This window comes from Paenibacillus sp. CR_12, assembly GCF_041953985.1.
Taxonomy (GTDB): Bacteria; Bacillota; Bacilli; order Paenibacillales; family Paenibacillaceae; genus Paenibacillus_AQ; species Paenibacillus_AQ lautus_A.
In genome coordinates this window covers 1-14805 of record NZ_JAVFHO010000001.1, presented here as the reverse complement: position 1 = coordinate 14805, position 14805 = coordinate 1, and the positions used below count along the sequence as shown (strand labels likewise).

Here is a 14805-nt window from a genome sequence, read left to right as displayed (position 1 = left end):
GTCCCCTTTATTCCATGTCTGCAGCTATCGGCAGCGGTCCCATCAGATCGTTCACAGCGCGGAACACGTCCTGCTGGCGCATGAAATGTTCCCCGACCAGAACCCCGTGTGCTCCCACATAATGCAAGTAGGAAATGTCGGCCGGGCTCGATATTCCGCTTTCGCTGATCAGCGTCACTTCCTGCGGAACCTGCGCCGCGATATCTGCCGTTGTCTGCAATGAGGTTTCAAAGGTCCGCAGATTACGGTTGTTAATCCCGATCAGACGGGCCGTTCCCAGTCCGAGTACCGATTCCAGCTCTTGCCCGTCGTGAACCTCAATCAGGCAATCCAATCCGATCGAGCCTGCAACGTCAATGAACTCCGCGATACGCTGCGGCGCAAGGATGCTCGCAATCAAGAGAACGGCGTCCGCACCCAGCAGGCGCGCTTCGTAAATCTGAGTCTCGTCGATAATGAAATCTTTGCGCAGCAGCGGGATGTTGACGGCCGCCCTTACCGCTTGCAGATATTCTCCGCTTCCCTGAAAGTAATCCTTATCCGTCAGCACGGACAGACAATCGGCATCGGCTGCTTCGTAAGCCTTGGCGATCATAACCGGGTCAAAGTCGGGACGAATCAACCCTTTGGAGGGCGAAGCCTTTTTGACCTCGGCGATTAACCCCATGCTGCGTTTGCGTCCCATGGACAACGCCTTCTCAAACCCGAGAGTCGGAGGCAAATCCGCTATTTGCCTCTCTGCTTCCGAGATGCTGAACGTTTCTCGCAGCTGTGCAACCTCATTGCGTTTCGTTTCTACGATTCGATCAAGATACATAACTCATTTCCCCCGTTCTTGAGATCAGCTGCTCCAACTTGGACTGCGCCAGCCCGGAATCAATCGCTCCCGCTGCACGCTGCACGCCTTCGGCCAAACTATCCGCAAGTCCCGATACATAGATGCAGGCACCGGCATTGGCAAGCACGATGTCCCGATAAGCACTGCGTTCTCCGCGCAGTACCGAGCCGATGATGGCCGCATTCTCTTGTGCATCGCCGCCCAGGATATCGTTCATCGGATGAACCGACAGCCCCAAATCATGGGGGTGGATATCATAAGTGCGGACTTCTCCGCCCCGGAGCTCCGATACCCGGGTAGGCGCCGAGACGCTGATTTCATCCAGCCCATCGTGGCTGGTCACTACCATGGCCCGCTTCAAACCGAGCTCTTTGAGGACCTGCGCAATGGTTTCCGTTTTGTTCATATCGTATATCCCGAGCATCTGCCGGTCCGCGCCCGCCGGGTTCGTCAGTGGCCCCAGCATGTTAAATACGGTCCGGACCCCGAGCTCTTTGCGAGGAGCAGCCGCATGTTTCATCGACGGATGATAAATTTGGGCGAACAGGAAGCAGATTCCGATATCGTTCAGGCAGGCTGTGGCTTGTTCTGCGGTCAAGTGGATATTGACGCCAAGCGCTTCCAGCACATCGGCGCTGCCCGCCCGGCCCGATGCCGAACGGTTGCCGTGTTTGGCCACTCTGACCGAAACCGAGGAGGAGATAATGGCGGATACGGTAGAAATGTTAAACTTGTGAATGCCGGATCCTCCGGTGCCGCATGTATCGAGCAGCTGGTTCCGCTCGGTAACGACACGTCCGCCCGCGCCTCTCATCGCTTCGGCAAAACCGGTTATCTCTTCTACGGTTTCTCCCTTCATTCTTAAGGCCGTCAGCAGCGCGCCGATTTGAGAATGGGTCGCATGGCCTTCCATTATCGTCTGCATCACCCCGCGGGCCTCGTCCCGGCTCAGATCCTGACCGCCGATCAGCTTTGAAAGGCTGGATTGCATCGTCTCCATCACGTTCATTACGATCTCCTCCTTCATGTTAAGGTGTATATTGATACAGATAATCCTGATTGATTAAGTCGTTGGCCCCCGTGCTGGACGGAAACATCGCTTCCGCGACGCGGATCGCCTTCAGCATCCCTTTGGCTTTATTCATGGTTTCCTCATACTCCTTCTCGGGAACCGAGTCCCATACGATTCCGGCCCCTGCCTGAACATAAGCTTTGCCCTGGCGAAAAATGATCGTGCGGATCGTAATGCAGGAATCCATATTGCCTCCAAAGCCCAGATAACCGATAGCCCCGGCATATGCGCCTCTCGCTTCCCGCTCCAATTCGGCAATGATCTCCATTGCCCGCAGTTTCGGAGCTCCTGATACCGTTCCTGCCGGCAAACAGGACAGAAAAGCATCAAAGAAATCCTTATTCTCGCTCAGCTGGCCGGATACGCTGGATACCATATGCATCACGTGGGAGTATTTTTCAATCTCCATGAACGTATCGCATTTCACCGTGCCGAACTCCGATACGCGGCCCAGATCGTTGCGGCCGAGATCCACCAGCATCAAATGCTCCGCGCGTTCCTTCTCGTCCTGCAGCAGATCATCCGCCAGCGCCTGATCTTCGGCTTCGTTGCTGCCCCTCGGCCTTGTGCCCGCGATCGGTCTTGTTTCCAGCCTTCGTCCATCCACCTTCACCAAGGCTTCAGGAGACGTTCCCACGATAATGTCGTCGTCCATTTTGAGATAATACATGTACGGCGAAGGATTCAGCGTTCTCAGCACCCGGTAGACGTGAAGCGGCGATACTTCGGTCTCGATATGGAAGCGCTGGGACAACACAACTTGAAAAATGTCGCCTGCACGAATATATTCCTTCGCTTGCTCCACATTGGAGAGATACTTCTCTTTGGTCATGTTGGATTTAATATCGCCCATGTCGACATCGGCCGGAATGCCTCTGGAGTTCACGTTCTCCCGCGGCCCCTGATCCTGCAGCTGTTCGGCCGCCGCTTCCAAGGTACGGCATACATCCATATAGCTCTGACGGATGGTGTCGTCCGAATCTCCAGGTTTCACGTGCACGTTGCCGACCAGCATGATCTGCTGCTTCACGTGGTCGAAGACAATGACTTGATCGCAAAACATGAACCGGATATCATCCATCCCGAGATCATCCATCGCGTGTGCAGGCAGCTTCTCGTAATATTGAAGCAGATCATATCCGAAAAATCCGATGGCCCCTCCGGTAAAAGGAGGCATCTCCTTCAGCTGCGGGCTGCGGTACGTACGCAGCAGCGCTTTAAGCTCTTCGACGGGCTTGCCTTCCAGCAAGGAACGCTCCCCGTTCTTTTCAATCTCTATCTTTCCTTTTTTACCCGTTATCATTAAGAAGGGGTCTGTTCCGATGAACGAATACCGTGCCCACTGTACGCCGCCCTCAACGCTCTCTAGTAAAAATGCCCGTTTCCGCTCCGCATACCGCTGAAAAATGCGAATCGGGGTTTCCATATCGGCTAACAGTCTGATCGCTACCGGAATCAGGTTGTATTCACCTGCCATTGCCACCACTTGCTCCATTGATGGATTCGCCATGTCAATCCCTCCTTAATGAATGTATACAACAAAAAAACCTCTACCGAAGTAGAGGTTAACGTTCAGAATAAGTCTATGAAAAAAGAGCGCGGTCAAAGGACATTCAACCCGTTCATCGACAACCTACAGCGCTGACGTTCCATGGAACGGATACAAGAAATAGACCTGTAACCGGCCGTACGAACATGCCGTAAGATTCATCATGAAATCAAGTGTATCCTAAAACCCGATGATGTTACTCCCTAAAATGCCTCAGCTCTTCTCAACTCAACTCATCTGTAAAACCTAACTCTACTCAGCTATTCTGATATCACTATACAGGATAATGCCGTGTTACCGCAACCCTAATTTTCAATATCAAGCGTTGGAGCCCGATAAATCCGGACGCAGCCGCTTGGCTTCGTTCAAATACACATGCTTGATCTCGCTCTGGCTTTTGTCCGTATTGACCTGCACCATAAACCGGATGCAGCGCGGCAAACTGCCCTGAACGGGGATTTCAACCGAACACATCAAAGGGACGAGATCCCAGCCCTCCAGCTGGCGTATCGCCTTGGCCGGGAACGTTGCATCCAAATCCTGCGTCATCGTAATCCATATGTTGCTGATATATTCAGGCTGTAGCTCGTTGCGTCTCACCATCTCTTCCAGCAGACGCAGCGTCTCCTGTACGATCTCCTGCTCATCGTTGCGGGTGACGGTTGTCGCCCCCCGGATTCCCCGATTCATCATGAACTATCCCTCTCCCTTCAACTGTTCGACCACGGATCGAACAGCTTCTACCGGTACATCCTTAACGATGCTGACGGAACCGATGGATTCCGGAACGATAAATACCATTTGCCCCTCGGCGAACTTCTTATCATGCTGCATGGCATCCATGATGCGATCGACCGAGACGTCATCCGGCAAGATTACCGGCAGATTCACCGCCTTCAGCATGCTCACCGTCTCTTCGTGCAGATCCGCAGGTCTGCCAAGCTTCTCAGCAAGTCGGGCCGATCCCGCCATGCCGATTGCAATCGCCTCGCCGTGCAAGAATCGGCCGTAACCGCCAACGGCTTCGATGGCATGGCCAATGGTATGCCCCAGATTAAGAATGGCGCGCAGGCCGCCTTCCCGCTCATCCTGGGATACCACGTCCGCCTTGATCGCGCAGCCGCGCTCCAGGCCGTAGATCAAAGCTTCCGGTTCCAGGCTCAGCAGCTTGGAGCCGTTCTCCCGGCACCAATAGGCAAAATCCCGGTCCAGGATCAAGCCATGCTTCACCATTTCCGCAAGGCCTGAAGACACCTCGCGCGCCGGGAGCGACATCAGCGTATTCACGTCATAAACCACCATGACGGGCTGATGAAAAGCGCCGATCATATTTTTGGCCAGAGGATGGTTCACCGCCACTTTGCCGCCTACGCTGCTGTCATGGGCAAGGATCGTGGTCGGGATCTGAACAAACGTCACGCCGCGCATGTATGTCGCCGCGACGAATCCGGCCAAATCGCCCACAACGCCTCCGCCCAGCGCGAAGACAGCCGAGCTGCGGTCCAGCTTGCCGTTGATGGCCGTGGTCATAACCTCTTCATAGACCTGTAGCGACTTGGAGGACTCGCCGGAAGGGACGATATGGGATATGACCGTGTACCCTTCCGATTTCAGCTGCTCCTCCACTTGCGCCAAATAGTGAGGCGCAACTTGATCATCCGTTACGATCAGATGCGGGCTCTTGCGTGTTATGCCATGCTTCGCGCTCAGCTCGCCGAGGGTATTCAATATCCCCGCACCGATATAAATCGGATAGGAACGCTCTCCCAGTTCCACATGTAATGTCCTCATATCAGTAGTTCTCCAGCTGTTTCAGGTAGTTTTGGTAATTCGCATGGATTTCCTCCATCGAATCGCCGCCGAACTTCTCAAGGAACGCCTTAGCTACCTCCCAGGTCACAACGTGCTCCATCACGACGCTGGCTGCCGGAACCGCACAGGCATCCGAGCGTTCAACCTGAGCCGTGAAGGCTTCCTTCGTGTCGATATCCACGCTTTGAAGCGGCTTGTACAGCGTCGGAATCGGCTTCATGACGCCGCGCACGACAATCGGCATGCCGTTTGTCATCCCACCCTCGAATCCGCCCAGGCGGTTGGTCGCACGGTGGTATCCGCGCTCCTCGCTGTACATAATCTCGTCATGCACCTGGGAGCCGCGCAGCTCGCCTGCTTCGAATCCGATGCCTACCTCAACGCCCTTAAAAGCGTTAATCGACATCACGCCCTGCGCGATGCGTCCATCCAGCTTGCGGTCATATTGGACATGGCTGCCCAATCCGACCGGCAATCCTTCGATGATGCATTCCACGATGCCGCCGATGGAGTCGCCTTCTTTTTTGATCTCGTCTATGTAGGCTTCCATCTTCTTCTCGGTCTCTTCGTCCACCACACGAACCGAAGAAGCTTCCGTACGCTCGATCAGCTCATCGATCGAAAGATTGTGCGGGGGAGCCTCGATTTCGCCGATCCGGATGACCTGGCCAGCCACTTTGACGCCAAACTGAGCCAGGAATTGTCTGGCGATAGCGCCAACGGCAACGCGGACCGTGGTTTCACGGGCGCTGGAGCGTTCCAGCACGTTACGCAGATCCTTCAGGTTGTACTTCAATCCGCCGTTCAGGTCGGCATGACCCGGTCTTGGACGATGAACCCGTCTCTTCGCCTCGTCGTTGCCCTCAATCGGCTCCACGTTCATAATGTTCTGCCAATGCTTCCAATCGTTATTCTGGACGACCAGCGCGAGCGGCGCACCGGTTGTATAGCCGTGGCGCACACCGCCAAGGATTTGCGCGGTATCCTTCTCGATCTGCATGCGGCGTCCCCGGCCGTACCCCTTCTGTCTACGATGGAGCTGAAAGTTCAGTGCGTCGAAATCAAGCTCCAAGTTGCTTGGAAGCCCTTCGATTATAGTTGTCAGCTGAGGTCCGTGCGTCTCCCCAGCGGTTAAAAACCGTAAGCTCATGATGCTTTTCCCCCTTTAGGCTTTTAAGCGTTAAACCGCTAAACTCCGTGAACATCTTCTGCTCATTATAGTATAGGTCTAACGCTTTGACAAGAATGTCGACAAACGAGCAAAAGCGCCTCTCATCCTGCGGATTGAAAAGCGCTTTATGCGTTAAGACTGCCGTCTCTATTGAATTTTACGGTAGAAAAAGGTCTCGTTGCTTTCCAGGCCATACTGCCCCGGATTAAAGATCTGTTCGGTGCTGCCCACAAACAGAAATCCGCCCGGCTTCAGGCTCGCGGCAAATTTCTGATACAGCTTGTGCTTGGCCCCTTCCGTGAAATAAATCATCACGTTCCGGCAGACAATCAGATCATGCCCGGCTTCGAACCGGTCCGTGAGCAGATTCTGCTTGTGGAAGGAGACCTCCTTCTTCAAGTTCTCGCTGAATCGATACAGCGAGCCCTCTTCCTTAAAATAGCGGGCGGCTACTCCGGAAGGGACGTCCTTGAGTGACCTCTCGACATACAGGCCTTCCTTCGCTTTATGTAACGCACCGTCGTCGATATCGGTCGCCATGATGCGCGCCCGGCCCAGCATGTTTTGTTCCGCCAGGATCATGGCAAGCGTATAGGGCTCTTCGCCGGTCGAGCAGGCAGCGCTCCAAACCTTCAACACCCCGGGATTCTGCTTGGCCAGCTCCGGCAATATTTTGTCCCGGAGCACTTCCCACCGGTTCGGGTTGCGCCAAAACTCCGAGACGTTAATTGTCATCCGGTCCAAAAACTCATGAAAGAGCGGCTTGTCCTTCATCATCGCATCGTAAAAGGCCGAAAAGGTTTCAAACCCCTTCTTCATGCGCAGCGTCGTCAGCCTTCGCTTCATCTGCGCTTCCTTGTAATCGGCCAGGTTGATCCCCGTGCTTCGCTCGATGCTGCGAACAAAGCCGATATAATCGGGATCCTCCAGTACTGGTTCATGTTCCGTCATCGTATCATCCTGTTAATCAGATTATTCCGCTTCCCGCTTCGCTTACAGCCAAGGGGACAGCGTCTTGTTGTACTCAACCAATTCCCGATCATCAAAAAAATTGGCGATCTCGCGCTGCGCGCTTTCAGGCGAATCCGATCCGTGAATCAGATTATGCGGCGTATGGGCCGAAAAATCACCGCGTATCGTACCTGGCAGCGCATCCTTCACATTCGTTTTGCCGATGACCTGGCGAGACAAAGCGATGATGTCGTCACCTTCCCAAACCATCGCAAACACCGGTCCGGACGTGATGAACCCTACCAGGTTATCGAAAAAATCCTTGCCTTCATGTTCCGCATAATGGCGCTTGGCCAGCTCGTCCGAAATCTGCATAAACTTGCCCGCAACCAGCTTGAATCCTTTATCCTCCAAACGGCCGACGATTCGGCCGATCAGCCCACGCTGCACACCATCGGGTTTAATCATTAAAAAAGTACGTTCCATAGGCCTCATCACGCTTCCCCTCATCCTAGGTAATTGAACAATTGAACCTTCATTCCATGCTCAGGTGATGTTACATGTTTGTACCCGTATTTTAACAGAAAGCAACCTCATGGGTAAGGCTAATATGACCGCTTTGTAATAAAATTTGCGATATCTCTAAGCTGTTTTTTGGTCTTGATGTCAGGCAGCGTATCCAATGCAGCCAATGCTTTACCTATATACCGATCAGCCAGCGCCTCGGATCTCGATATGCCTTCGCTTGAGGTTACAAGCTTTACGGCGCCCGATACATCGCACTGGCCATTTAGTGCATGAATCCGTTCCAGCTCCTGCAGCAGCGGCTCTCTCCGCTGGCTGTCCTCGAGAGCGAAAATGACGGGCAGCGTAATGTTTCCCTGTCTCATATCGCTCCCCGGGGGCTTGCCAATCTGCTTCTCCGTCCCGCACAGATCCAGGAGATCGTCCTGAATCTGAAATGCCATGCCGACATTATATCCGAATCGATACAGGCTGTTGGCCACCTTGCGGTCCGCATCCGCAGCCAACGCGCCGAGCTGGCAGCTGACGGCAATCAGGAGCGACGTCTTGCGGCGAATGCGGAGAAGATATCTTCTGACGTCCTGTTCGGTATTAAAGAAATCACGTATCTGCTCCATTTCGCCAATGGACATCTCAACCATGGCCTTGGCCAGAATCTGATGAATTTCAGGCTGTTTCAGGTGAGTCGTCAACTGGAGCGCCTTGCCATAAATATAATCGCCGGTATACATGGCGATCCGGTTGTCCCACTTGGCCTTCACCGTGGGTTTGCCGCGCCGCGTGTCCGCATCGTCAATCACGTCGTCATGAACGAGGGAAGCGCTGTGGATCAGCTCCAGCGGCACGGCCACATGCTTCAGCTTATCAATGTCATAGTCGCCGAATTTGCCGCCCATCAGGACAAAAACGGGACGGAGGCGCTTGCCGCCTGCTCTAAGCAGATGCAGGGAAGTCTCTGTCAGCTCGGGACTGTCGCCTTCGACGCTGAGGTAGAGCTCCCTCTCGATAACGTCCATATCTTTTTTTAATGTTCCGAATATGTCAAATCGTTTCATCTCTTCACCCGTATGCTTAGATTCTCATTCCATAACTCCGGCGCTACCTTGCGATTTCAGCAGGCCAAGCTCTGATGCGAACTTGAAATTTAAGCGTAACCCTTCCTGTTGTCGTTCATCAAATCGCAGCACAGGTTAATGCCTGAACCATTGTTGTTGCTAGTCACCCCATCTGGTGTACAATTCATGTTCGATGCGTAAGCTGTCCAATACCTTGCCGACCAGAAAATGGACGATATCATCAATCGTTTTCGGTCCGTGATAGAAGGCTGGCATCGCCGGAATGATTTTGACCCCAAGCTTGGCCAGCGTCAGCATGTTCTCCAGGTGAATGGCATGTAGCGGCGTTTCTCTCGGGACAAGCACCAGGGGACGGCCCTCCTTCATCATGACGTCGGCGGCGCGGCCCATCAGGTTATCGGAAGATCCGTGCGCCACTGAGGATAACGTGCCCATCGAGCATGGCATGATAATCATGCCTTCCACCAGGTAAGAGCCGCTGGCAATCGTAGCTCCGATGTCGGAGATCGGATGGTATATCACGTTCCCCTCGAAACCGCCGAATTTCTCGGCCAGCACTTCCTCGCGGTTGCCCGCCTGAAAGCCCATTTCCTCCTTCAGCACGCGCCAGCCCGCATTAGAGATAATCAATTGCACATCGTAGCCCAGCGAGAGCAGGGTCTCCGTTAGACGAACCCCGTATATGCTGCCGCTGGCCCCCGTAATGCCGACAACCCAGCTCTTTCTGCGCATGGATTTCATCAGATATAACGCACCACCAAATCAATGAGAGTGAATACGAACAGAATGATGCTCAGCGTACTGTTCATGGTAAAGAACGCGGTTTGCAGGCGGCTCATATCATTTGGCGACAAGATGTAGTGCTGATAGAACAAAATTCCGCAAGCGATCACCATGCCCGCCAAATACCACCAGCCCACCGGCGTTACAAAGAAAAGAACGATAAAACCGACAGCCGTAACGACGTGGAACCCGCGAGCGAACCAGAGCGCTTTGTGCAGGCCGAACCGGGAAGGAATCGAGTACAGCCTTTCTTTTGCATCAAACTTCTCGTCTTGGCATGCATAAACGATATCAAATCCGCCCGTCCAAAACGCAAGCGCGATATAAAACACCATCGCCTTCCAGTCGATTTGACCGGTTACCGCAACCCATCCGCCCAGCGGTGCAAGCGCCGTTGTAAGCCCGAGCACCAGATGGCATAGCCAGGTGAACCGTTTGGTAAAGGAATAAATGATAAGCATGAAAATAGCGATAGGCAGCAAACGGAAAGCAAACGGGTCCAGCATGTAAGTAGCCCAGAAAAACACGGCGAAAGACAGAATAATAAATATGATGACCTCCAGCGGCTTCAGCAGGCCTGCCGGAATGGCGCGATTAGCCGTGCGGGGGTTCTTGGCATCGATATGTTGGTCGGTGAGCCGGTTGAGTCCGAAAGCTGCGCTTCGCGCACCGAACATGGCAAGAAAGATCCAGCCGATATCTCCCCAGGACGGTAATCGGTCAAACACGACGGCCGATCCTAGAATCGCCCCCATAAAAGCGAAAGGCAGAGCAAACAGCGTATGCTCCACTTTAATCATTTCAAGATAAGTTCCTATTTTCTTAAACATCCAGATTCTCCTTGATCCCAATATGTAAGGCTGCTATGCCACCAGTCAAGGGAAAGGCCTGAACCTGTTGAAGTCCGGTCTGACGGAAAGCTTCGGCTAACTCCTCTCGTCCCGGGAACAAAGCCAGCGATTCGGGCAGCCATTTATACTGCTCATAACGCTTGGCTACCAGTTTCCCCATCCGAGGCAGCACTTGTTGGAAATAAAAATAATAAATGCCTTTGAACGGCTGCCAAGTCGGCTTGGACAGTTCGAGACATACCACCATCCCACCGGGCTTAACCACGCGTTTCATCTCATGCAAAACCTGCATGTAATCCGGCACATTGCGAAGACCGAAACCGATCGTCGCGTAATCGAATTGATTATCTTCGAACGGCAGGCTCATGGCGTTTCCCTGAACCAGCTCGATCTGTGGTTCGAGTCCATGCTTGGCAACCTTCTCCCGGCCGACGTTCAGCATCCCCTCACTGAAGTCGAGTCCGACTATGTGTCCGGATTCACTTGCCTGGGCCATGCTAATCGTCCAGTCGCAAGTTCCGCAGCATAGGTCGATGGCCGTATCGCCATGGCGCATGTTCATCTTTTTCATCGTATACTTGCGCCAGGCTTTATGTCTTCGAAAGCTGAGAATGTCGTTCATCAGGTCGTATTTGCCCGATATGCTTTCGAAGACGGAATGGACGTACTGCTCTTTCGGATTTTTGCCGTCATGCTTGATTGCGTCTAACTTGGTTGTTTGATTATCCACTGCATCCCCCTACCCTTCACTTACGACGGACCGATATGTGCTGAGCCGTTTCAGAAACGGGTCCAGCACACCGGCGTACGGGCTCTCGCCCACGCGGCCTCCCAGCAGCTGCTGTACGGCGCTGACGGATTCCCGGAGCTTGTCCAGCAGCTTCTCCGAAGCCTTATGCTTCAGAATCAGCTTCCGCCAATCCTTCATATCCGTTTTTCTGCCCACCAGCATTTTCCGTTCCTCGTCGCTTCCCGACTCGATCAGATGCCAGTACGCGTAGCCGCATCTGCCGATGTCAGGCGTCGCACAGCGTTCCATCTCCTGCACAAGCGTTTCACATTCCGTAATTTCCTTGAGCAGCTTCTCCCATGTTTCTTGCACGGACACCTCAAGCAGCGGAGTAAAAGAAAGAAACAGCTGCATATTCAGCTGTACCGTTAGCTGTAGATATTCTTCAGAAGGCAGCAGGTTTTTTTTCATTTTGCCGTATAATCTCATCTTCATCACGTTCACTTCGCTAACCGCTTTGCTCAGAAGCGAGATGACGGCAATTTCGCCCTTCAGGGCCAGGAGCTGATAAAAACGGCTGCTGAAGTAATCCCCTGCGAGCACTTTCAGCTGCCGGGATCGCATCATTGCCTCTCCTTGATTGCCTTCCGTAACGTCGATGCTTTCATGCGTATCGAGTCCCACCTGAACCAGTGAGGTAACCAGCGCGTACAATTCTTCGTGTCCGGCAATATTCCGTCCCGAATCCATTAAAAATATGTATAACAAATGAACACGGGCATCCGGAAAACCCGGAAGTTCCGTGTGGTTCTGAATCATATCATAGTTTATATATTTCTCTGCCAGTTCTGGTACGCGATACGGTTTCATTCTCAGCCTCCGTGCACTTGATGTTCTTTTGTCCAATTGAGCCCACAATCCAATCTATTATAACACATGTTCAGGGCACGTACATGCCCTGTCATCTACTATTTTACCCCTTTCCAGGGCCGCTGAACTGCTTTGGCCAAAGATTCGTAAAGGTCAGGTTCAGGGCAGCAGCGACGGAAGGCGGCACATCCTCGTTCTCCAGCTGGGTTAGGACTTCCGCATAGCGTGAATCCCATGCTTCCCTGTTCATATTCGAGGCCAGCAGCATATACCGTTTTCCTCCCCAGCGATCGATGGCAACCACCCTGAGATACAGCTGCCTCACATTATCCGTGCCATCGAACGAATAGGACATAATGCTGGCGATGTCCTCGTAAACCTCGGAGGCCGTCTCCGTGGCATCGCTCAATTTGATATCCAGCGTCAAAGCGCCTTCTTCATAGTCCGCCCGGCTTATCTGCAGATTCAGAGGTAGACTCATCAGGGAATCCACTAAGCTGGCATCGCTTAATTCGCGGCTGTGATAAGGCACCGCCGCGGGTACAGCGCCGACCTTATAACGAGCTTGCGATTGGAGCCCCATCAACAGGCCAAGCAGGATGAATGCAATCGCCGCAGGCAAGAATACCGCTTGTACGGATTGCCAATGCTTCATGACCGAAACCTCCTCTGTTCCTAGTTTCTTCCGCTCCTCTGAAGTCCATACCTCATTGTATAAAGAAAAAAAGCAGGCTATGCCTGCTTCTGGTAAAACGAACGGGATTCGGTTAGAAAAGCGAAAGCGAGGTCAATGTCACGGCCACAGCCAGCGCCGCGATCCTGGCCAAATTCATGACCACGAAATTTTGCACCGCGATCACGAAGGTTTTCTCTTTGGATGGATGTGCGGTGAATGCGGCTCCTTTTTTATATACCGGGACAATGGTGACGAACACCAGCAGAACCAGCACAGGGTGCACCTTCATCAGAAGAAGAGCCGCCAAGTCCAGATAAGCAAGGCAGTATAGAACCCGGAACAGTCTCAGCGAATGCTTGAAGCCGATATATACCGGCAGCGTATACCGTCTGTTCTCCAAATCCTCATCCATGTCGCAGATGTTATTGGCAAGCATGATGTTGGCAATCCCGAGAATGGCCGGCAATGACACGACCAGCAGCAACAGCACTTCAGGAAGGTTCACCTGAAGGGAGAGGACGCTCCCTTGAATATCCATAACCGCCAGATGGCTGCCCTCAGCATGGATCCAAGCCGAGATGAAGATGATGACAAACCCCATGAACAATCCGGAGAACAGCTCGCCTAGCGGCATCCGCGAAATCGGAATCGGTCCGAACGAATATAATATCCCTACCGCGAAGGACATTCCGCCAAGCAGCAGAATTAACCAGCCCGTGGACAGAAACAGCGCTATTCCGGATCCGACGGCCGTCAGCAGCAGCAGAGCGATGACGGACACAACCGCCGGCTCTTTCAGGTTATAACGTACGATGGCATTATGCTGCTCGTAACCGAAGCCGTTCTTTTTAATCGCTTTTTTGTAATCGTAATAATTATTGATCGCCGTTGTTGCCATATCAAACGACAGCAATGATGCGAACATCAGGGCAAAATGATACCCATTGAACTGCTGAAAACGAAACAGCGCATACAAGGTTCCGAACAGGAACGGGATCATGCTGGCAACCTTCGTCTGAATTTCCACCAGTTTAAAAAAAGCACGGATTCCCATGACCATCATCCTTTATCCATATTGATCTGATTTCAGATTAAAGGATTTCATGGCCGCGGTCTGTTCGAAGTGTACTTGACAAACGCGTGATGAAAGTGACGAATGTTACTTTTGAGCAGGATCAAACTTGTTCCGGAATATCCTTATCCTTGCGCTTGCGGCTCCAAGGCGTACCCAGCAGCGGCAGGGCCCAGCGGTCCAAGCCGTACCAGCCCGCGACTTTCCAGGCCAGCACCAGCCATGTCGCCAAAATAAACAACAACGGATTGGAGCTTACCGTGCCCGCGAATAAAAAGCTGGCATTCATTAATCCGCCGAAAAACGCGGCAATACCGGTCAGCAGGCCCAAAATCAGCCCGAGTCCTACCAGTACCTCGCCGAAGGCCACCATATAGGCAAACAGCTTGGCATTGGGAAGCACAAAACCCTCTAGGAAAGAAGCATACCATCCGGTTACGTCCTTTCCTTCTTCCGCTTTTGCCAGCGCGCCGCCGACAAAGCCCTTAATGGCCGCTCCGGCTTCGCTTCCCGTCCAGGCTTCGGCCGTCAGTTTTTTCAAGCCCGACGTTAACCATGCGTAACCGAGATACAGCCTAACCAGCAGCCATATCCACGCCGAGCGCGTACTGTTGAACAAAAACATGGATACCGGATTTTCAGGGACCACAATATACTGTCCGTCTCTGTATTGTTTCGCCATGATTTCTTGCCTTTAACAATTTGTTAACACACATTCCGCGCGAATAAACTCGAAATACAAAAAAGCCCCACCGAAATGCAATCATCCTTTCGCATTTTTATTCATTCCATTCCCGTTAGTATATCCATTGTTCGACAAAGCGGCAAG

16 protein-coding genes are annotated in these 14805 nt (G+C 52.8%); all 16 read right to left on the bottom strand.

The genetic code is table 11. The features are described from left to right. Positions 1 to 7: 7 nt before the first annotated feature. Entirely contained in the window at positions 8 to 817 is an 810-nt protein-coding gene (trpC, locus tag RB297_RS00080) for an indole-3-glycerol phosphate synthase TrpC (protein WP_036665632.1), read from the bottom strand. Beyond that, positions 807 to 1847, bottom strand: a complete 1041-nt coding sequence (gene trpD, locus RB297_RS00075; RefSeq protein WP_096773283.1) for an anthranilate phosphoribosyltransferase — start codon at positions 1845 to 1847, stop codon at positions 807 to 809. The genes trpC and trpD overlap by 11 nt, the downstream gene beginning before the upstream one ends. Before the next feature lie 19 nt (positions 1848 to 1866). Continuing rightward, positions 1867 to 3420 (bottom strand): anthranilate synthase component I, encoded by a 1554-nt coding sequence (gene trpE, locus RB297_RS00070; RefSeq protein ID WP_375119403.1) that lies wholly within the window; start codon positions 3418 to 3420, stop codon positions 1867 to 1869. A gap of 357 nt (positions 3421 to 3777) precedes the next feature. Then, entirely contained in the window at positions 3778 to 4152 is a 375-nt protein-coding gene (gene aroH, locus RB297_RS00065; protein ID WP_009595253.1) for a chorismate mutase, read from the bottom strand. Between the two features lie 3 nt (positions 4153 to 4155). Next, a complete protein-coding gene (aroB, locus tag RB297_RS00060) occupies positions 4156 to 5250 on the bottom strand; it encodes a 3-dehydroquinate synthase (protein ID WP_015734533.1) in 1095 nt (364 codons plus the stop codon). 1 nt (position 5251) lies between these two features. Next, entirely contained in the window at positions 5252 to 6421 is a 1170-nt protein-coding gene (gene aroC / locus RB297_RS00055) for a chorismate synthase (RefSeq protein ID WP_015734532.1), read from the bottom strand. Between the two features lie 168 nt (positions 6422 to 6589). Then, positions 6590 to 7393 carry a CheR family methyltransferase gene (locus RB297_RS00050; RefSeq protein ID WP_015734531.1) on the bottom strand — a complete coding sequence of 268 codons (804 nt, stop codon included), beginning with the start codon at positions 7391 to 7393 and terminating at the stop codon, positions 6590 to 6592. 42 nt (positions 7394 to 7435) lie between these two features. Further along, positions 7436 to 7879 carry a nucleoside-diphosphate kinase gene (gene ndk, locus RB297_RS00045; protein WP_009595207.1) on the bottom strand — a complete coding sequence of 148 codons (444 nt, stop codon included), beginning with the start codon at positions 7877 to 7879 and terminating at the stop codon, positions 7436 to 7438. A 119-nt stretch (positions 7880 to 7998) separates the two neighbouring features. Beyond that, the gene (locus RB297_RS00040; RefSeq protein ID WP_009595187.1) at positions 7999 to 8973 is read right to left on the bottom strand and encodes a polyprenyl synthetase family protein; all 975 of its coding nucleotides are present in this window, start codon (positions 8971 to 8973) and stop codon (positions 7999 to 8001) included. Positions 8974 to 9132: 159 nt separating this feature from the next. After that, positions 9133 to 9735, bottom strand: coding sequence for a UbiX family flavin prenyltransferase (locus RB297_RS00035; RefSeq protein ID WP_015734528.1), 603 nt, complete (start codon positions 9733 to 9735; stop codon positions 9133 to 9135). Then, positions 9735 to 10607 (bottom strand): UbiA-like polyprenyltransferase, encoded by an 873-nt coding sequence (locus RB297_RS00030; RefSeq protein WP_009595147.1) that lies wholly within the window; start codon positions 10605 to 10607, stop codon positions 9735 to 9737. The genes RB297_RS00035 and RB297_RS00030 overlap by 1 nt, the downstream gene beginning before the upstream one ends. Beyond that, positions 10600 to 11358, bottom strand: a complete 759-nt coding sequence (locus RB297_RS00025; protein ID WP_096773280.1) for a demethylmenaquinone methyltransferase — start codon at positions 11356 to 11358, stop codon at positions 10600 to 10602. Before RB297_RS00025 ends, RB297_RS00030 begins: the two co-directional genes overlap by 8 nt. Positions 11359 to 11367: 9 nt before the next feature. Then, entirely contained in the window at positions 11368 to 12228 is an 861-nt protein-coding gene (locus tag RB297_RS00020; RefSeq protein WP_015734527.1) for a heptaprenyl diphosphate synthase component 1, read from the bottom strand. Positions 12229 to 12331: 103 nt separating this feature from the next. Beyond that, positions 12332 to 12883: a hypothetical protein gene (locus tag RB297_RS00015; protein ID WP_375119402.1), complete on the bottom strand. Its 552-nt coding sequence runs from the start codon at positions 12881 to 12883 to the stop codon at positions 12332 to 12334. A 112-nt stretch (positions 12884 to 12995) separates the two neighbouring features. After that, the gene (locus RB297_RS00010) at positions 12996 to 13958 is read right to left on the bottom strand and encodes a prenyltransferase (RefSeq protein ID WP_375119401.1); all 963 of its coding nucleotides are present in this window, start codon (positions 13956 to 13958) and stop codon (positions 12996 to 12998) included. 121 nt (positions 13959 to 14079) lie between these two features. Beyond that, the gene (locus RB297_RS00005) at positions 14080 to 14658 is read right to left on the bottom strand and encodes a DoxX family membrane protein (RefSeq protein WP_096773277.1); all 579 of its coding nucleotides are present in this window, start codon (positions 14656 to 14658) and stop codon (positions 14080 to 14082) included. Between the last annotated feature and the right edge of the window lie 147 nt (positions 14659 to 14805).